This is a genomic window from Catelliglobosispora koreensis DSM 44566, assembly GCF_000379685.1.
Lineage (GTDB): Bacteria > Actinomycetota > Actinomycetes > Mycobacteriales > Micromonosporaceae > Catelliglobosispora > Catelliglobosispora koreensis.
Genome location: NZ_KB903291.1, coordinates 37,983 through 55,835 on the forward strand (window position 1 = coordinate 37,983; position 17,853 = coordinate 55,835).

Here is a 17,853-nt window from a genome sequence, read left to right on the forward strand (position 1 = left end):
CAGTTTCAGTTTCGTGCGAATAGTCCTTAGGACTGTGCTGCTTCCGACAGCACCAGCCGGGCCGCCTCCGGATCGTCGGGCAGGTGCAGGAGCGCCGCGTTGATGGCATGGGTGAGCCGGGCTTGCTGTTCGGCGTGCGTGCGCAACTGCTGCCCCTTCATCCACAACTCCACGAAGACGGACACTTTGGCGCGCAGAATCCAGGGGTCAAACGGTTTGGTGAGGTAGTCAACCGCCCCGGCCGCGTAGCCGCGCAAGGCGAGGCGGGCATCGCGGTCGGCGGCGGTCAGGAAGATGATGGGGATGTGGCGCGTGCGTTCCCGCCGCTTAATGTGATTGGCCGTCTCGAAGCCGTCCATATCAGGCATCTGAGCGTCCAGCAGGATCAGCGCGAAGTCTTCCACCAGCAGGTGCTTCAACGCGGCTTCGCCGCTGTCCGCAGGCACGGCCTCGACCGGCAGCCCTTGCAGCATCGCCTCCAGAGCGACGAGGTTGTCCCGCCGGTCATCGACGAGAAGCACTTTGGCTGGCGTAATGTCCCCGATCATTTCCCACCTTCTCTGCCCCGGGTGCTCACCGAGCGAGCCATCAGGTCTAGCAGCTCATCGAGATCAACCGGTTTGGTGATGTAGGCGGTCGCCCCGGCCGCCAAAGCTTCTTCCTTATCGCTGGGCATCGCCTTAGCCGTCAGGAACACCACCGCTAGGTCGGCGAAACGCTGGTTGCGGCGAATCATCCTGGTGGTCTCATACCCATCTTGGTCCGGCATCATCGCGTCCATGAGGACAATATCCACCGACGGATGCTCAGCTAGCAGCCGCATGCCCTCCGCGCCGTTGTCGGCGTAGAGCACCCGCATGCCGTGCAGCTCCAGGGCACTAGTCAAGGCGAAGACGTTGCGGACGTCGTCGTCGACGATCAGCACCGTGACACCGTCCAATTCGGACGCGACGGCGGTGCGGCGTTCGGTCGCGATTTCTCTGTCCTCTGTGGACCGCATCAGCGGCGAGATCGGGCGTGACGCCGTGAACGGCGTGCTCGGAATGGACGGCGTGCGAGCCTCCGTCTGCAGCATGTCCGGCAGATAGAGAGTGAAGACCGACCCGTCCCCAGGCGCCGACGCGACCGTGATCACACCCCCGAGCAGCCGCGCGAGCTCGCGGCTGATGGGCAGGCCGAGACCAGTTCCGCCGTACTTGCGGCTCGTCGTGCCGTCGGCTTGCTGGAACGCCTCGAAAATCAAGGCGAGCTTGTCGCTGGAGATGCCGATTCCGGTGTCGCGCACCGAGAACGCGAACACCTGACTCGCCCCTGCCAGCATCGGATCGTCGAACGACATCTGCTGATCGGCCACAGAGATCTCCATCGTCACCGCACCGGAGTCGGTGAACTTGACCGCGTTGGCCAGCAGGTTGCGCAGGATCTGCTGCAACCGCTGCGCGTCAGTGACCAATGTGGACGGCAGCTTCGGCGACAGCTTGACGTCTAGCCCCAGGCCCTTTTCCTCCGCCTGTGGACGAAACGCCTGCTCGACGTACTGCTGGATTTCGTCGAAGCGGATCTCGGCCGGCTGCACATCCATGCGGCCCGCCTCGATCTTCGACAGGTCCAGGATGTCGTCGATCAGCTCCAGCAGGTCCGAACCCGCGCTGTAAATGGTGCGGGCGAATTCGGTCTGCTTCTGCGTGAGGTTGCGCTCAGGGTTGTCTGCCAGCAAGCGAGACAACAAGAGCAAGGAATTGAGGGGGGTACGAAGTTCGTGGCTCATGTTGGCGAGGAACTCCGACTTGTACTGCGATGCCGCGGCCAGCTGCTGTGCCTTTTCTTCCAGCCCCAGGCGTGCCATTTCGATTTCACGGTTCTTGATTTCGACGTTGCGGTTCTGCTCGGATAGCTGCGCCGCCTTCTCTTCGAGCTCAGCGTTGGTGCGCTGCAACTCAACCGACTGCGCTTGCAGCTCGTGTGCCAGACGTTGCGACTGGGCGAGCAGTTCCTCGGTGCGGACGTTGGCCAGGATGGTGTTGAGCACGATGCCGGTCGTGGTCGCCAAACGCTCCAGATAGTCGAGGTGCAGCTCGGAAAACGCTGTCACACAAGCGAATTCGATGACGCCTAGCAACTCGCCCTCGAACGCGACCGGCAGCACGATGAGGTCGCCGACCGGGCTTTCCGCGAGTCCACCCCGGACGATCATTTGCGCCTCGCCCGCGCCGACCCGGATCACCTTGCGGGTCACGGCCGCCTGACCGATGAGACCTTCACCCAGCTTGTACGAAACGCTGTGCTCGTCACCGAGATAGCCATAGGCGGCGGCCAGTCGCAACCCGTCTTGCCCAGCAAGGAAGAACGCGCCCAATTGCGCGTTCACCAGCGGCGTCACCTCAGACATGATGAGGCGGCAAACCTCGTCGAGGTCACGCTGACCTTGCAGCAAGCTGCCCGTGCGGGCGATGTTGGAGTCGAGCCAGCCCTGCTCGGCGTTCTTGATGGTCGTTTCCCGCAGGGTCACGATCATCTGGTTGATGTTGTCCTTCAGCTCGGCGACCTCGCCGAGCGCTTCGACCGCGACCACCTGGGTCAGGTCACCACGGGTCACGGCGGTCGACACCTGAGCGATAGCGCGCAGCTGAGTGGTCAGTGTCGAGGCCAGCTGGTTCACGTTTTCCGTGAGGTCACGCCACGTGCCCGACACGCCGCGCACCTGCGCCTGACCGCCCAGCTTGCCCTCGGTGCCCACCTCACGGGCCACACGCGTGACCTCGTCGGCAAACGACGACAGCTGATCCACCATCGTGTTGACCGTTAGCTTCAGCTCCAAGATTTCACCGTGCGCGTCAACGGTGATCTTCTGCGACAAGTCACCCTTGGCCACAGCCGTGGTCACCTGGGCGATGTTTCGGACCTGAGCCGTCAGGTTCGACGCCATGAAGTTCACGTTGTCGGTCAAGTCACGCCACGTTCCCGCGACGCCACGCACCTGCGCCTGACCGCCCAGCTTGCCCTCGGTGCCCACCTCACGGGCCACACGCGTGACCTCATCAGCGAACGACGACAGCTGATCCACCATCGTGTTGACCGTGCTCTTGAGTTCGAGGATCTCACCGTGCGCGTCGACGGTGATCTTCTGCGACAAGTCACCCTTGGCCACAGCCGTGGCGACCTGGGCGATGTTTCGGACCTGAGCCGTCAAGTTCGACGCCATGAAGTTCACGTTGTCGGTCAAGTCACGCCACGTTCCCGCGACGCCACGCACCTGCGCCTGACCGCCCAGCTTGCCCTCGGTGCCCACCTCACGGGCCACACGCGTGACCTCATCAGCGAACGACGACAGCTGATCCACCATCGTGTTGACCGTGCTCTTGAGTTCGAGGATCTCACCGTGCGCGTCGACGGTGATCTTCTGCGACAAGTCACCCTTGGCCACAGCCGTGGCGACCTGGGCGATGTTTCGGACCTGAGCCGTCAAGTTCGACGCCATGAAGTTCACGTTGTCGGTCAAGTCACGCCACGTTCCCGCGACGCCACGCACCTGCGCCTGACCGCCCAGCTTGCCCTCGGTGCCCACCTCACGGGCCACACGCGTGACCTCATCAGCGAACGACGACAGCTGATCCACCATCGTGTTGACGGTCGACTTCAGCTCCAAGATCTCACCGCGGGCGTCGACCGTGATCTTCTGCGACAGGTCACCTTGCGCCACAGCCGTTGTCACCTGGGCGATGTTTCGCACCTGAGCGGTCAGGTTCCCGGCGAGCTGGTTCACGTTCTCCGTCAAGTCACGCCAGGTCCCGGAAACTCCGGCCACCTGCGCCTGCCCACCGAGCTTGCCTTCCGTGCCCACCTCACGGGCCACACGCGTGACCTCATCAGCGAACGACGACAGCTGATCCACCATCGTGTTGACGGTGTTCTTCAGTTCGAGGATTTCGCCCCGCGCATCCACCGTGATCTTCTGCGACAAGTCACCCTTAGCCACAGCCGTTGTCACCTGGGCGATGTTTCGCACCTGAGCGGTCAGGTTCCCGGCGAGCTGGTTCACGTTCTCCGTCAAGTCACGCCAGGTCCCGGAAACTCCGGCCACCTGCGCCTGCCCACCGAGCTTGCCTTCGGAACCCACCTCACGGGCCACCCGCGTGACCTCATCAGCGAACGACGACAGCTGATCCACCATCGTGTTGACCACGTCTTTGAGTTCGAGGATCTCGCCCTGCGCCGCAACGGTGATCTTCTGCGACAAGTCACCCTTAGCCACAGCCGTGGCGACTTGCGCGATGTTTCGCACCTGGTCGGTCAAATTGGACGCCATGTAGTTCACGGCGTCGGTCAGGTCTTTCCACGTGCCCGCCACGTTGGGCACTTCGGCCTGGCCGCCAAGCTTTCCTTCGGTGCCCACCTCACGCGCCACCCGGGTCACCTGTTCGGCGAACACCCGCAGCGTGTCGGTAAGGGAGTTGATCGTGTGCGCGAGGTCGGCCACTTCACCCTTGGCCGAGATAGTGATCTTCTGCGATAGATCGCCGTGTGCGATCGACGTTGTCACCTGGGAAATGGACCGCACCTGGTTAGTCAGGTTGGACGCCATCAGGTTCACGTTGTCCGTCAGATCTCGCCACGTGCCGGCCACACCGCGCACGTCGGCCTGACCGCCGAGCTTGCCCTCGGTGCCTACCTCACGCGCCACGCGGGTTACCTCAGCCGCGAACGAGGACAGCTGGTCAACCATCGTGTTCACCGTGCGGCCGATGGTGAGGAACTCTCCTCGCAGCGGACGGCCGTCGATGTCGAGGGTCATGTGCTGCGAGAGGTCACCTTCGGCGACCGCCACGATGACACGCGCGATCTCGGTCGTCGGCCGGCCGAGGTCGTCAATGAGGTTGTTGATGGCCCGCATGCCATCCGCCCAGGCGCCCTCGAAGGACTCCTCGTCCATGCGCTCGGTCAGGCGGCCCTCACGGCCAACCACCCGGCTGATGCGCATCAGTTCGCGATTGCGTTTGTCCTGCAGAGCGACGACTTCGTTGAAGGCATCGGCGATCTCCCCGTGGATACCATCCCATCGGGGTAGCCGGACTTTGAAGTCACCTGAACTGACGGCCCGCAAGGCCAGCGCTACTTCCCGCCAGGGCGCTTCCGGATCGTGAGCGACATCCACAGTCATCGCGTGCACTCCTTCGGTGAATCTTCGTGGACGACGAAGGACTAGTCCTCATCATCGTCTGAAGATCTAGGAATGGCGAGCTGCAAGGTGGAAACCACGGCACCAATCGGTGGAGACTGCTACCTGTGACATTCGCGAAAGCTGTTGACGACCTGCTGGCTATCGAGACTGGCATGGACAGCGAAGGCATGAGCAGATTCGCGCAAGAGCTGCTCACGCGCTTGGTCACGGTCACCAACGCCACCGGTGGAGCGATCCATGCGGACTTCAGCGATGGGAACGGACCGGCTGTTTTAGCCCTTTTCAATGCTGATCCGGACATGCGTCAGCCAAACGCGCGATTCACCCTTCCTGTGGCCCGTCCCTGGTCCGGGGAGATCCTGCTCACCGGCGTGTTGACCGGCGAGGATCAGAGCCTGGCCCGGCTCGCCGCGGAACGCTTTGGGCTAGCGCTGGAAAACGAGCGGTTGCGTGACACCGATCTGCGCCGCCAAACCTGGCTCACCTTCCTGGCTGAGGCGAGCGAGCTGCTCGCCCAGTCGCTCGACGTGCAGCTGACCATCGCCCTCATTCCACGCCTGATCGTTCCCCGGCTGGGGCAGTGGTGCGCTCTCTACACGGCGACCGACAACGGGAAGCTGGAACTCGCTGGCGCGGCGCATAACGATGAGTCGGCTCTCGCTCACATCAAGTCGTCTTTGGACAAGCTGGCTCTGGAACAGACAGATACGTTCAGTCTGCTGCCGGGCTCACTCGATGGCTTCACCGTGCCGCTCATCGCGCGTGGCCAGCGGCTCGGCGCTTTGGCGGTCGGGCGGCACCCGGACAAGCGCGTTGACCCCGACGAGATCGCGATCGCTGAAGATATCTCGCGACGAGCGGCCCTCGCCCTGGAAAACGCCCGCACCTTCGAAGAGCGGCGCCGGGTCGCGCAAGCCTTGCAGCAGACGCTTTTGCCGCCCGAGTTGCCTTCCATCCCAGGGGTCAGCCTCGGTGCCGAATATGTGCCCACGGCGGATGGTGTTGATGTGGGAGGCGACTTCTACGACATCATGCCGATGCCGGACGGCCGCTGGCTTCTACTCGTCGGAGACGTTTCTGGCAAGGGTGTCCAGGCGGCAACCGTCACCGGTCTCGTGCGCGACATCATCCGCGTGCTCGTGCGGGACGGCCGGCCCCTTCCCGCGATCCTGTCCACTTTGAACGACACGCTCTTCGAGCGTAGAGAGCGCCACTGCACGCTCGCTCTCGTCGCCGTGATGCCCGGCGAGGAAGAGGCCGAGATTTCCATTTACCTGGCGGGACACGAATCGCCATTGCTGTTGCGCGCCAACGGCGATTGTGGCCCCGCTGGCGAATGGGGTACCGCGCTGGGCTTGCTGCCTCACGTGACCTGCCCGGAAACCAAGTTCACCTTAAGCGACGGCGACACGTTAGTGATCTTCACCGACGGGGTCACGGACCGCAGACGCGGAGCCGCGTTCTTTGGCATGGAGGGTTTGCGTGCGGCGACCCAGCGCCTCACCGGCTATCCAGCCGATGTGGTCGCCGCACAGCTACGCCTAGCCGCGCTTGACTTCTCCAATGAGCCACCTCGCGATGACATGGCTCTTCTCGTGCTGCACAGCGAGGGCCGGGCCCGTGCGTGAACTCATCATCCTCGGCACAGCGAGCCAAGTCCCGACGCGCCAGCGCAGCCAGAACGGCTACCTGCTGCGCTGGGACGATCAGGGCATCCTTTTCGACCCGGGCGAAGGGGCGCAACGGCAGCTGATGCTCGCCGGCGCTTCGGCCAGTGACATCACCCGGATCTGCATCACGCACTTTCACGGCGACCACTGCCTGGGACTGCCCGGGATCATCCAGCGGCTATCGCTGGACAAGGTCGCCCATGAAGTCCCGGTGCATTACCCGGCCAGTGGCGCGGAATACTTCAGCAGGCTCCGCCACGCCACCGTGTTCCTGGACCTCGCCGTCATCAAGGACGATCCGATCGTCGCCGATGGGCCAATCGCTCCCGAGCTGACAGTCCGCAAACTGAACCATCCCACGGAATGCTACGGATACCGGTTACAGGAGCCGCCGCAACGGCGCATGGTGCCGCAACTGCTTGCCGCACATGGCATTCACGGGCCGGCCGTTGGCAAGATGCAACGGGAGGGCACGCTCGACGGCGTTTCGCTGGAGCAAGTCAGCGAACCACGGCCGGGTCAGTCCATGGCCTTCGTTATGGACACCGGATGGTGCGATGCCGCCATCGAACTGGCTCGCGACGTGGACCTGCTCGTCATCGAGTCCACGTTTCTGTCCACAGAGGAGTCTCTGGCCGCCGAAGCCGGTCACTTGACCGCCGGGCAAGCGGGTCAGATCGCGGCTCTGGCGGGTGCCCGCAAACTCGTGCTAACTCATTTCTCCCAGCGCTATCAAGACGCGAGCGCCTTCGCCGCCGAAGCGGCACAGCACTTCGGCGGCGACATTGTCGTGGCTGAGGACCTGATGCGGGTCACGGTGCCGAAGCGGTAACCGTTGCGGCAGTGACCGTGTCGGTGCCGGCCGGTGTTCCCTGCACGCTCACCTGAGTACCCACCTGAAGGTCTTTAAGTTGTGCTTTGGCCGCTGTTTGCACGGCCGTGGTCTCGGTGGTTTTCACGGTGATGACGCGGCCATCGGCGGTCTCCAGATAGATCGTCGTTCCGTCGATAAGTTTGACTTTGCCTGTCGTCGGAGCACTTGCGGCGCCACCGCGTCCTTGCATCATCGCGGCCAGCTGCTGCTGATTGGGCTGCTGTTGTTGCGCTGACGCGGCATTCGCGGCCGGCCCATAGCTTTGCTGCACCTTGATCCCGGCCAGGAAGCCGCCGCACGCCAGCACGAGGCCGAGCAGGATGCCGCTGCTGCGGGTGAGCCACGGCCCTCGGCGCGCTTTGACGAGCTCTGTGTTCAGGTCTTCCATTCGCGTGATCCTTACTCGTAGCGGAGGGCGTCGATGGGGCGCAGGCCGGCGGCCCGGCTGGCCGGGTAGCTGCCAAAGAACAGTCCAATCGCGACGGACACCCCGAGGGCGAGCGCGACCGAGCTGGGCACCACCACGGGTTGCACTCCGGCGATGGTGAAGGAGGCGCCCGCGATGGCGGCCAGTGCTCCGAGTCCCCCGCCGACGACACTCAAAAGCGTTGCCTCGATGAGAAACTGGGTGAGGATGACTCGCCGCGGTGCGCCCAATGCCTTGCGAATGCCAATCTCCCGGGTGCGTTCCGTGACCGTCACCATCATGATGTTCGTGATGCCGATGCCACCGACGAGAAGGCTGATCGCCGCCACTGCTCCTAAAAGGACGGTGAACGTCTCCGCGGTTTCGGTACGGGTCGCGAGCAGCTGAGCGGCATTGCGAATCGTGTAGGGAGCACTCGCGGTGTTAGTCACGTGCATTTTCGCGTTGAGGATCGCCGTGACTTCGGCCTGTGCCAACGAGACTGAATCCGCGTCGACGGCTTCAATCATGATGGAGTTGATCGGACCGTAGCCGGTCAGGGAGCGCTGCACCGCGGGAAGCGGGGCGATCGCGGTGTCATCGGGATTGGTGAATCCCGCAGAGCCCTTCTCTTTCAGCACCCCGATAACGGTGAAAAGCTGACCGCCAATGCCGATCCGCTGGCCGATGGGATCGGTGTCAGCGAAAAGTTCTGTGGCCGTCGAGGAACCGATGACGACCACACGAGCGGCCTGATCGACGTCTTCCTGGGTGAACAAAGCGCCTTTAGCTACAGGGCTATTCGAAGCGGTGAAGTAACCCGGATATGTCCCGATCACCTGCTGCACGTCATGTGAGCTGTCACCAAAGGTCAGCGTCTGAGACGTTGTCACCAAAGGGGAAACGCTGCGCACGTCGGGCGCGTCCTTGAGCGCCTCAGCGATATCGAGCGTCAGATCGGTGCTGTATCCCGTCTTGGCTCCCGCGCGGCCACCTTGGACCGTGATTTGATTCGTGCCCAGGGCTTGAAGGTTTTCCTCAACGGCTTTGGCGGAGCCGTTTCCGACCGCGACGAGCAGGATGACCGCACCGACACCGATGAGGATGCCCAGCATCGTCAAGCCAGAGCGCAGTTTGTTCGCCCCCACGCCCCGCAACGCGAACTTGAAGATCTCGATGAAGCTCATATGATTCTTCCGTCCCTGAGGCGAATGACGCGCTTGGCCGCGGCGGCAACATCGTCCTCGTGCGTGATGAGCACAATCGTGCGGCCATAACCACTTAGCTCGCTGAAGATGCCCATCACGTCTTCGGTGGAGTGGCTGTCGAGGTTTCCCGTTGGCTCGTCGGCTAGCAACAGCGCGGGTTCCGTGACGAGAGCGCGAGCGATGGCGACCCGTTGCTGCTGACCGCCGGAGAGCTGGTTCGGGTCGTGTGCCGCACGGTCGGTTAAGCCAACCATTTCCAGCGCGGCAAGGGCCCGCTCGCGGCGTTCCTTGGGTTTGATGCCCGCGTAGGCGAGCGGTAGCTCCACATTGGCCAGAGCGCTCGTGCGCGCGATGAGGTTGAAAGACTGGAAGATAAAGCCAATCTTGCGGTTGCGTACCAGGGCCAGCTGCGACTCGTCCAGCTCGCTCACGTCCACGCCATCGAGGCGATAGGTTCCCGAGGACGGGACGTCAAGGCAGCCAATGATGTTCATAAGGGTCGACTTGCCCGAGCCCGACGATCCCATGATGGCCACGTAATCGCCCCGGGGCACGGTCGCCGTGACCCCGTCGAGCGCACGCACGGTCGCCTCCCCGTGCCCATAGGTCTTGTGCAGGTCTTGCACTTCGATGACGTTCACCGTGTCGCCCCGCCGCCCGGGCGCTGACCGCCGCCGGGGAGCTGCACGCCACCGGGGATCTGGAGGTTGCCCGTCCCCGTGGTCGCGGTCGCGGTGGCGAGCACGACTTGCTCGCCCAGCGCGACGCCAGACGCGATGACCGTGGCCGTGTCGCCCTTGAGTCCAATCTCGACGGTCCGCTGCTCCTGCGCGCCGTCCTTGACCACGGTCACGGTGTGCCGGTTGCCCGCCGATCTCACCGCCGCTGTGGGCAGGAACAGCACGTTTTCCGCTCTGCCCACGGTGACGGTGATGCGCACGGATTGCCCAAGGCGTACCCCCTCGGGATTCTTGTCGACGGTGATGAAGATGGGATAGCTGACCGTGTTGCCACTCGTGGCCGTCGGCGAGATCGCGGTGACTTTGCCGGTCGCGGTCACGCCTGCCAGAGCGTTCCACGCGATGCTGACCGCCTGACTCGGTTTGAGCCTTGCGGCGTCCGCTTCTGGGACGCTGGCTTCGATCTGCAGCTGGTCGAGGTTGGCGATCTGAGCGAACGCGCCATTGCCGGACTGCGCTCCGACGGCCGAGTTGATGGTGATGACAGTCCCTGCCATCGGCGCCTTGAGCACCGTGCCATCGACTTTGCGTTGCGCTGACTTGACCGTGGTCTCGGCCTGGTCGACCTGATTCTGCGCGTTTTTCTCCGCGTCCTCGTTGTACGGCACCGCCGCCTTAGCCCGCGCGAGCGCGTCCTTGGCGGCCGTGCGGTTCTTCTTCGCCGTCGTCAAGTCAGCGTTGGCATCCGTCGCGTCGACGGTAGCCAGAATCGCCCCTGCCGCAACGACATCGCCGACCTTAACTTTAATCTCGGTGATGACCCCTGCCGTGGCAAAGGAAGCCGCCATTGTCGCGACCGCGCTCACCGAGCCGTCAGCGGTGACCGTCGCCGTGACCGTGCCCTGCTGCACCGCGACAGTCCGTTGTGTCCCAGCGGTCGCGGGCTGGTCGGCGCGCAACATCAGATATGCCGTGGTCCCGCCGGCCGTCAGCAGCGCGCCAAGGCCGCCGTTCACCAGCAACGTACGCCTATGCATAGCGGTAACTCCTCACTGTCCGGCCGGGCGTGACGGGCGCAGCACTTCGCACACCTTCGCCGCGTCCACGGTCGGGGCCGGGTCACCCGGGTTCCAGGTGATTCCCTTGTCCTTCAAGCAGTTGACGTAGGCCGTGAGCGCTTCCCCACCACCGGGACGGCCCGTTCCCCCGCTCGGCCGCAGGGAACTACACGCCTGCATGGCCTTCTGCATGGCCTCGTTGCCCGCGCCCGGTTGCTCCATCCCCGACGGTCGCGGCCCGGGACTCCCGCTCGGCCGCGCTGTGGGAAGCTCTATGCCCTGCTGGCGCAAGCAATCCTGATACGAACTCGGGGTGGGCGTGGCCGATGGCTCTGTGCCGGAACCACACGCGGCCAGCACCAGCAGCAAGGCAAGCAAGGGGAGTCTTTTCACGCAACGAGACACTGCCGTCGCTGCCTCAAAGCCACCTCGGAGCCACCTCTGAGGTGGCTTTGAGAATGAACCCGCAGACTGCCGTCCCATGAAACGTTGGGTCCTTCTCGGTGCCGCGGTGCTCGTGGCAGCAACCGGCATTTTCCTTTGGCAGCAAGACGAAGCGACACCCGCACCGCCTTCGCTGACGCAAGTCAAACGCGGCGATGTGACCGCTTCGGTTGCCGCTCTCGGCAAAGTCGAGCCCATCGCCACCAGGGAACTCAGCTTCGGCAGCACCGGCACCGTGACCTCGGTGCTCGTCAAACCGGGCGATGTCGTCACGGCCGGCCAAACGCTCGCGACGATCGACGCCACCACCGCGCAAGAGCAGCTGGAGCAGGCCAAGGACAGCCTCGCCGCGGCGAAAGACAAGCTCGCCTCCGCGACCGATCAGTCCAAGTATTCAGTCGAGGTCGCGGTCAACAATGCGGAACGTTCACTTTCAAGAGCAGAAAAAGCCCTATCTGGTACTCAAATAAGCGCGCCGATAGCGGGAAAGATCCTGAAGGTCGCCGGCGAGCCCGGTGACCAGACACCGCAAGGCGCTTTCATCATCCTCGGCGCGGTGGAAACCATGCTGGTGAAGGCGGAGTTCTCCGAAGCCGACGCGGTCACCCTCGCCACCGGGCAGCAGGCGACCGTGCAGCTGGCCGGAAAGCCCGGTGACGTTCCGGTAACGATCTCCCAGGTCGCCGCGGCCGGAACCGTGACCGGCAAGCTCGTCAAGTACACGGTGCTGCTGTCGTTCGCATCCCCTCCGGCGGACCTGCTGCTCGGCCAAAGCGCGACCGCGACCGTCGTGCTCAAACGTTCCGCGAACGTGCTGTACCTCCCGCAGTCGGCTGTCCGGGTGACCGGGGACGAGACCGGCGTCGTAAAGACGCGCGACGGCATGGAGCGTCCCGTAGGCGTTGGCCTGCGCGGCGACGGCAACGTGGAGATCACCGGGTTGGCCGAAGGCACCGAAGTTCTCAGCGTTTTCCGAGCTTGAGCCGGTAGAACGACTGCCGTGAACACAAAGGTCCTGGTGGTAGACGACGAGCCGAACATCTGCGCCCTGTTGTCGGCGACGCTTCGGCTCACCGGCTTCGATGTGCAGGTGGCGCATGATGGGGCGTCCGCTCTGACGACGGCAGCGTCCTTTAGCCCGGATCTCGTCGTGCTCGATGTGATGCTCCCCGATCTCGATGGCTTCGAGGTCGCCCGGACGTTGCGTTCACGGGGCTCCGACACCCCGGTGCTGTTCTTGACCGCCCGTCACGCGGTCGAGGATCGCATCTCTGGCCTGACCGTCGGCGCTGACGACTACGTGACGAAGCCGTTCAGTCTCGAAGAAGTGGTGTTACGCATCCGTGCCATCTTGCGCCGGGCTCGTGCTCACGGTGAGCCTGTCGACGACGGCATCTTGCGTTACGCCGACTTGGAGATGGATGAGGACGCGCACGTCGTCAAGCGCGGCGGCAAACCTGTCGACTTATCGCCAACCGAGTTCAACCTGTTGCGCTACCTCATGGACAACGCCGGCCGGGTCGTTTCCAAGGCCCAGATCCTGGACCGCGTCTGGAGTTACGACTTCGGCGGCGACGGCCGCATCGTCGAGTCCTACATCTATTACCTGCGCAAGAAGGTTGACCGCACTGGCCCACCGCTGATTCACACCCTGCGCGGTGTCGGCTACTCCCTGCGCCTGCCCCGCGAGCCCGCATCGTGACGCCCGGCTTCGCGGCTCGCGCGGTTTCTGCCTTCGTTCGGAGATGCTGCCATGAAGCTGTCGCTTAGGTCGCGCATGGTGCTGACGGTCGTCGGCCTTGCCACCATCGCCGTCGCTGTCACGACAACCGTCGGCATTGGACTGTTGCGCAGTTATCTCACCGATCGCCTCGACACCGAGGTGACCCGGCTTGCCCAGCTCGCTTCGCGCCCGATCATGTCCGAGATCTGGCGCGAGCCTTCGCGTGGCTTCGGCGATCCCGACAACCGTCCAGGCTTCCCCAAAGGTGTCGGCGACCCGGCGATCTTCACGCTCTACGACAGCGGCGGCAACATCGTGCCCGGCCCACGCAACATTGACACGACAGAAGGTCCAAGTCTCGGGAGCTTCGACGACATCAAAGCCCGTGCCGGACAGGGCATTCAGACCGCTTCCAACGCTGACAGCGGCGTCAACTTCCGCGTCATCGTCGTGGAGACGTCCACGGGCGGCTACGCCGTCGCGGCCATTTCCTTGCAGCGCATCGATAACACGGTGAACCAGATGACGTTCATCGGCTTTGGTGTCAGTTTGGGTGTCCTGATTGGACTCGGCGTTTCGTCGTACTTCCTCGTGGGTCTGGGTCTTAAACCGCTGACCCGCATGGAGCACGCGGCGGCGGCCATCGCTGACGGCGACCTGACCTTGCGCGTTCCCGAGGCTGGCAAACACACCGAAGCGGGCCGCCTGGGACTTGCCCTCAACACTATGCTCGCCCGCATCGAATCCGCTGTCGCGGCACGGGTCACCTCAGAGCAACGGCTGCGCCAGTTCGTCGGCGACGCCTCACACGAGTTGCGCACACCGCTGACGTCGATCCGCGGGTTCGCTGAGCTTTACCGCCGCGGTGGTGCACCCGCTGGCCCTGAACTAGACGAGACTATGGCGCGTATCGAAGACGAAGCCGCCCGTATGGGCTTGCTCGTCGAGGACCTGCTCTTGCTTGCTCAGCTCGACGAAGAACGTCCCCTGCGCTTCAGCAAAGTCGACCTGCTCTCCGTCGTCGCCGACACCGTGCGCGACGCTCACGTGCGCAGTCCACACCGGACAGTCATGCTCGGCTCCTTCGAGCCCGTAACCGTGGCCGGCGACGAGAACCGGCTGCGCCAGGTCGCCTTGAACCTTGTCACCAACGCTTTACAGCACACCCCCGCTGACGCTTCCATCACCGTCAACGTCGGCACCGCAACAGGAGCCGCGATCGTCGAGGTATGCGACACCGGCCCCGGCATCGCCCCCGAACACGCCGAGCGCATCTTCGAACGCCTCTACCGCGCCGACCCCCACCGCGCCCGCACCCACGGCGGCGCGGGCCTCGGCCTGGCCATCGCCAACTCCATCGTCAAAGCCCACGGCGGCCGCATCGAACTCACTCCCACCAGCAACGCCCCCTCTGGCGCCACCTTCCGCATCCTCCTCCCCCTGCCCACCTAACCCGCCTTAACGCGGGTAGGGGCGGGTGCAGTCGACGAGGGGGATGCCGTGGGCTGAGCCTGGCAGCGTGCGGCGGGTGCCGGAGACGAACTTCTCGCCGTCGACCCAGGCTGTGCACGCGGTGGGGCCGTCGCCGCGCCAGCCGTTAGCGGAGACGCGTACGAGGAAGGACGGGATGGTCATTGTGACCTCCTTGCGCCACGGCAGCGAAGCCTCCTCGGTCACGGTGGTGGTGTCGACCACGTACTGAATCGTCATCACGCCTGTTCCGGCGACCTCGTAGACGACCGGTGTCCCGGAGCTGGGCCAGAAGCGAAGCCACCCGAGCACGCCGGTGAGCAAGACGACCGGGACTAGAGCCACCGTCCACTTCGGAATCTTCACAGCGCCTCCTTCTGTAGCAGGAGAGAACTCCGGCCTGGGGCAGGAGCCGGGTGGGCTGACAGCGGGAAGTCTGTCACATCGATGACGGCGAAGGTGTACCCATGACTGAGATTATTCGCCGCGCCCGCAAAGGAAGCACAGCGCTGGTGGTGCTGGCCGCGGCGTCCTTCGTCCTGGCCATCGTGAGCGCCGCTGGACTTTTGTTTGACGACCGGGTGTTGCTGGGGCAGCCGATTTGGCTGAAGCCGTTCAAGTTTGGCATCTCGTTCGCCGTGTATGCGTTAACGCTCGCTTGGCTTATGTCGCATCTGACGCGTGGGCACAGGACGGCACGGGTGTCCGCGTGGGCTGTCAGCCTGGCCAGTGTCATCGAACTCGCCATCATCACGGCGCAGGTGATTCGCGGTCGGGCCAGTCATTTCAACACTTCCACGGAACTCGACGAGATGCTGTGGACCGCGATGGGCATGACGATCGTCGTGCTGTGGGTCGCGACGGCTGTCATCGCGGCCTTGCTGTGGAAGGCGGGACTGCCCGATCGTGCGACCCAGTGGGCTGTGCGCCTCGGGCTCGTTATCGCGCTGGCCGGGCTGACCGAGGGTTTCTTGATGACGTCCACGACAGATTCGCAAGAGGACAGCGAATCCGGCTATGACGGGGCGCATTCGGTTGGTGTCGCCGATGGCGGCAAAGGCATGCCCCTGACCGGATGGAGCATGGAAGGCGGCGACCTGCGCATCGGGCACTTCGTCGGAATGCATGCGCTGCAAGCTCTGCTGCTGTTCTCTCTCTTCGTTAAGCAGGTTCGGATGGTCTTCGTGTTCGCGGCCGCCTATACCGGGCTGTTTGCCCTGGTGACCTGGCAAGCATTGCGCGGGCAACCGTTGCTGGCGCCAGATGCGACCACCTTGATTGCCTTGGCTGGCTTAATTGCCTTCGCTATCACGGGCGCGGTCTTCGCCACCAGACGGCGCTAGGCTGCCGTCATGCAGTGGGCGGGCCGCTTATTCGAGGAGCGCTACACCTGGGTCCGCATCACCGTCCTGACGTTGTCGGGCGTGGGTTATCTCGTGCTCGCGCCCGACGGTGACGCGAATTGGAGAGCGCTAGACCTGACGTTGGCGATCACCGCCATTGTGTACGGTTTCGTCGGCGTCTGGTCGTCACTCGCGGTTGTGCTCGGGCTTAGTGTCATGGCTTCGCTTGAGCTGTTCACCGATGTGGCTAACTGGACGGTGCCTGAAGTCGCCTTCACCTGGGCCCTCGTGGAGCTCAGCATGCGGGCACCGCAACGGCAGCGGCTGATCGGGCTTGGAGCGGCGCTCCTCGGCATGGGCCTGCATGATGCCCCGTCATCGTTTCAGGAACCGTTGCTGCAGCTCTTCCGGTTCTCCGTTCAGATCGGTGTTCCGTTCCTGCTCGGTGCCTACTTCCGCGCCCAGCAGCAGCTGGCACACCGCATTACGGAGCATGCCCGGCAAGAGATCCAGGCGGTCCGGGCAGAGGAACGGACATCGATCGCCCGCGAAATTCACGACCTCGTCGCCCATCACGTCGCCTCGATCGTGCTGCGCGTGGGCGTTGCCCGCAATGTGTTGCCGCTCAACGATCCCCGGGTGGAGCAGGTGCTCGACGATGTGCACGCGACGGGCACCAGCGCGCTGGCGGATCTGCGCAAGCTCGTCGCCGTGCTTCGCGATCCAGCCCACGCGCAGCACACGCCTTTCGTTGACCCTGAAGGGCTTGAAGTCGCGCTGGCCGCTGCCATCGAGCGCAGCAGGCAAATCGGGCTGACCGTTACCGCCGACATTGACCCGCAGGTCAAAACACTAGACGCGCGAACGGCTCTGGCCGTTTTGCGGATCGTCCAAGAAGGACTCGCCAACGTCGCCAGGCACGCCGGACTCGGCGCAAGGGCACACCTGGACATCGGCCTCGGCGGCGACCGGTTAACGCTGGCTCTACGCGACTTCGGCGGCATGCCGTCCACGAGCACCACTCAAGGCGGTCACGGCCTCGTCGGTCTCCGCGAACGCATCACCGTCTTGGGCGGCACACTGACCGTCATGGCAGAAGAGCCCGGCTGGTCCCTCACCGCGACCATGCCCCTAACCGACCGGGAGGCGGCGCAGTCATGATCAGGGTGTTGCTGGTGGACGACCAACAGCTGGTACGCGCCGGATTGCGCATGCTGTGCGATTCCGACCCCGAGATGCAGGTCGTGGGCGAAGCCGCCGATGGCGCCAACGCCGTGCGGCTGGCCGAGCAGCTCGTGCCCGACGTGATCCTGATGGACCTGCGGATGCCCGGCATGGACGGCGTCACCGCGACGCGCAACATCCTTAAGAGCAAGCCGTCCATGCGGGTCGTCGTGCTGACCACGTTTGACGATGACGATCATCTGTATCCCGCGCTCGGGGCGGGAGCGTGCGGATTCCTGGTCAAGGACGCGACGCCAGCGGAGCTGCTCGACGGCATCCGGCGGGCCGCCGCCGGGGACAGCCCGTTTAGCCGGACTGTGCTCAAACGCCTGGTGACGCAAGCCATCTCGCCCAAGGCGCCGGTGCCCAAGCTAGACGGCATAACGGAACGCGAGCAAGACGTGCTGAAGCTTGTCGGAGACGGACTGTCCAATCCCGAGATCGCTGAGCGGCTGCATCTGGGCGTGACGACGGTGAAGACCCACGTCGCCAACTTGATGACGAAGACGGGCAGCCCTAACCGGGTGCGTCTTGCCGTCTATGCCGTTCAGGCGGGACTGGCCTCATACTGAGG

General features: G+C 64.2%; 16 protein-coding genes. 8 read left to right on the forward strand and 8 right to left on the reverse strand.

Features of this window, described 5'->3' with window-relative positions; all coding sequences use genetic code 11:
• Positions 1–26: 26 nt before the first annotated feature.
• A complete protein-coding gene (locus A3E1_RS0132365; RefSeq protein WP_020524977.1) occupies positions 27–548 on the reverse strand; it encodes a response regulator in 522 nt (173 codons plus the stop codon).
• Positions 545–5,158, reverse strand: a complete 4,614-nt coding sequence (locus tag A3E1_RS0132370; RefSeq protein ID WP_020524978.1) for a HAMP domain-containing protein — start codon at positions 5,156–5,158, stop codon at positions 545–547. The genes A3E1_RS0132365 and A3E1_RS0132370 overlap by 4 nt, the downstream gene beginning before the upstream one ends.
• 125 nt (positions 5,159–5,283) lie before the next feature.
• Here A3E1_RS0132370 and A3E1_RS0132375 point away from each other — a divergent pair, with 125 nt between their 5' ends.
• Both A3E1_RS0132375 and A3E1_RS0132380 read left to right on the forward strand, forming a co-directional pair.
• On the forward strand, positions 5,284–6,807 hold the full coding sequence (locus tag A3E1_RS0132375) for a PP2C family protein-serine/threonine phosphatase (RefSeq protein WP_020524979.1): 1,524 nt from the start codon (positions 5,284–5,286) through the stop codon (positions 6,805–6,807).
• The gene (locus A3E1_RS0132380) at positions 6,758–7,681 is read left to right on the forward strand and encodes a ribonuclease Z (RefSeq protein ID WP_051105218.1); all 924 of its coding nucleotides are present in this window, start codon (positions 6,758–6,760) and stop codon (positions 7,679–7,681) included. Before A3E1_RS0132375 ends, A3E1_RS0132380 begins: the two co-directional genes overlap by 50 nt.
• Here the strand turns inward: A3E1_RS0132380 and A3E1_RS43235 are convergent.
• The 5 genes from A3E1_RS43235 to A3E1_RS47495 are packed head-to-tail and all read right to left on the reverse strand — an operon-like array spanning position 7,662 to position 11,468.
• Positions 7,662–8,111 (reverse strand): hypothetical protein, encoded by a 450-nt coding sequence (locus tag A3E1_RS43235; RefSeq protein WP_020524981.1) that lies wholly within the window; start codon positions 8,109–8,111, stop codon positions 7,662–7,664. The two genes, A3E1_RS0132380 and A3E1_RS43235, sit on opposite strands and share 20 nt — an antisense overlap.
• A gap of 11 nt (positions 8,112–8,122) precedes the next feature.
• The gene (locus A3E1_RS0132390; RefSeq protein WP_020524982.1) at positions 8,123–9,316 is read right to left on the reverse strand and encodes an ABC transporter permease; all 1,194 of its coding nucleotides are present in this window, start codon (positions 9,314–9,316) and stop codon (positions 8,123–8,125) included.
• Positions 9,313–9,978, reverse strand: a complete 666-nt coding sequence (locus tag A3E1_RS0132395; RefSeq protein WP_020524983.1) for an ABC transporter ATP-binding protein — start codon at positions 9,976–9,978, stop codon at positions 9,313–9,315. Before A3E1_RS0132395 ends, A3E1_RS0132390 begins: the two co-directional genes overlap by 4 nt.
• Positions 9,975–11,054 (reverse strand): efflux RND transporter periplasmic adaptor subunit, encoded by a 1,080-nt coding sequence (locus A3E1_RS0132400; RefSeq protein ID WP_026209048.1) that lies wholly within the window; start codon positions 11,052–11,054, stop codon positions 9,975–9,977. The genes A3E1_RS0132395 and A3E1_RS0132400 overlap by 4 nt, the downstream gene beginning before the upstream one ends.
• Before the next feature lie 12 nt (positions 11,055–11,066).
• Entirely contained in the window at positions 11,067–11,468 is a 402-nt protein-coding gene (locus A3E1_RS47495; protein ID WP_157631880.1) for a hypothetical protein, read from the reverse strand.
• Between the two features lie 88 nt (positions 11,469–11,556).
• Between A3E1_RS47495 and A3E1_RS0132410 the strand changes: the two genes are divergently transcribed.
• The 3 genes from A3E1_RS0132410 to A3E1_RS43240 are packed head-to-tail and all read left to right on the forward strand — an operon-like array spanning position 11,557 to position 14,694.
• On the forward strand, positions 11,557–12,501 hold the full coding sequence (locus tag A3E1_RS0132410; RefSeq protein WP_020524986.1) for an efflux RND transporter periplasmic adaptor subunit: 945 nt from the start codon (positions 11,557–11,559) through the stop codon (positions 12,499–12,501).
• An 18-nt stretch (positions 12,502–12,519) separates the two neighbouring features.
• Positions 12,520–13,221: a response regulator transcription factor gene (locus A3E1_RS0132415; RefSeq protein WP_020524987.1), complete on the forward strand. Its 702-nt coding sequence runs from the start codon at positions 12,520–12,522 to the stop codon at positions 13,219–13,221.
• 51 nt (positions 13,222–13,272) lie between these two features.
• On the forward strand, positions 13,273–14,694 hold the full coding sequence (locus tag A3E1_RS43240; protein ID WP_051105219.1) for a sensor histidine kinase: 1,422 nt from the start codon (positions 13,273–13,275) through the stop codon (positions 14,692–14,694).
• 6 nt (positions 14,695–14,700) lie between these two features.
• Here A3E1_RS43240 and A3E1_RS0132425 read toward each other — a convergent pair whose 3' ends face one another.
• The gene (locus A3E1_RS0132425) at positions 14,701–15,078 is read right to left on the reverse strand and encodes a hypothetical protein (protein ID WP_020524989.1); all 378 of its coding nucleotides are present in this window, start codon (positions 15,076–15,078) and stop codon (positions 14,701–14,703) included.
• A 101-nt stretch (positions 15,079–15,179) separates the two neighbouring features.
• On the opposite strand from A3E1_RS0132425, the gene A3E1_RS0132430 reads away from it, so the two are divergent.
• From A3E1_RS0132430 to A3E1_RS0132440, 3 genes are read left to right on the forward strand one after another with little or no spacing between them, the layout of a single operon-like run.
• Positions 15,180–16,055 carry an LTA synthase family protein gene (locus tag A3E1_RS0132430; protein ID WP_020524990.1) on the forward strand — a complete coding sequence of 292 codons (876 nt, stop codon included), beginning with the start codon at positions 15,180–15,182 and terminating at the stop codon, positions 16,053–16,055.
• Between the two features lie 9 nt (positions 16,056–16,064).
• The gene (locus A3E1_RS0132435; protein WP_020524991.1) at positions 16,065–17,216 is read left to right on the forward strand and encodes a sensor histidine kinase; all 1,152 of its coding nucleotides are present in this window, start codon (positions 16,065–16,067) and stop codon (positions 17,214–17,216) included.
• Entirely contained in the window at positions 17,213–17,851 is a 639-nt protein-coding gene (locus A3E1_RS0132440; RefSeq protein ID WP_020524992.1) for a response regulator, read from the forward strand. The genes A3E1_RS0132435 and A3E1_RS0132440 overlap by 4 nt, the downstream gene beginning before the upstream one ends.
• The last annotated feature ends 2 nt before the right edge of the window (positions 17,852–17,853 follow it).

Excerpts from the sequence above, each read along its gene's own strand:
- A3E1_RS0132365 (WP_020524977.1), bottom strand. The coding sequence starts at position 548 with ATGATCGGGGACATTACGCCAGCCAAAGTGCTTCTCGTCGATGACCGG.
- A3E1_RS0132370 (WP_020524978.1), bottom strand. The coding sequence starts at position 5,158 with ATGACTGTGGATGTCGCTCACGATCCGGAAGCGCCCTGGCGGGAAGTA.
- A3E1_RS0132380 (WP_051105218.1), top strand. The coding sequence starts at position 6,758 with ATGACATGGCTCTTCTCGTGCTGCACAGCGAGGGCCGGGCCCGTGCGT.
- A3E1_RS43235 (WP_020524981.1), bottom strand. The coding sequence starts at position 8,111 with ATGGAAGACCTGAACACAGAGCTCGTCAAAGCGCGCCGAGGGCCGTGG.
- A3E1_RS0132390 (WP_020524982.1), bottom strand. The coding sequence starts at position 9,316 with ATGAGCTTCATCGAGATCTTCAAGTTCGCGTTGCGGGGCGTGGGGGCG.
- A3E1_RS0132400 (WP_026209048.1), bottom strand. The coding sequence starts at position 11,054 with ATGCATAGGCGTACGTTGCTGGTGAACGGCGGCCTTGGCGCGCTGCTG.
- A3E1_RS0132410 (WP_020524986.1), top strand. The coding sequence starts at position 11,557 with ATGAAACGTTGGGTCCTTCTCGGTGCCGCGGTGCTCGTGGCAGCAACC.
- A3E1_RS43240 (WP_051105219.1), top strand. The coding sequence starts at position 13,273 with ATGAAGCTGTCGCTTAGGTCGCGCATGGTGCTGACGGTCGTCGGCCTT.
- A3E1_RS0132430 (WP_020524990.1), top strand. The coding sequence starts at position 15,180 with ATGACTGAGATTATTCGCCGCGCCCGCAAAGGAAGCACAGCGCTGGTG.
- A3E1_RS0132435 (WP_020524991.1), top strand. The coding sequence starts at position 16,065 with ATGCAGTGGGCGGGCCGCTTATTCGAGGAGCGCTACACCTGGGTCCGC.
- A3E1_RS0132440 (WP_020524992.1), top strand. The coding sequence starts at position 17,213 with ATGATCAGGGTGTTGCTGGTGGACGACCAACAGCTGGTACGCGCCGGA.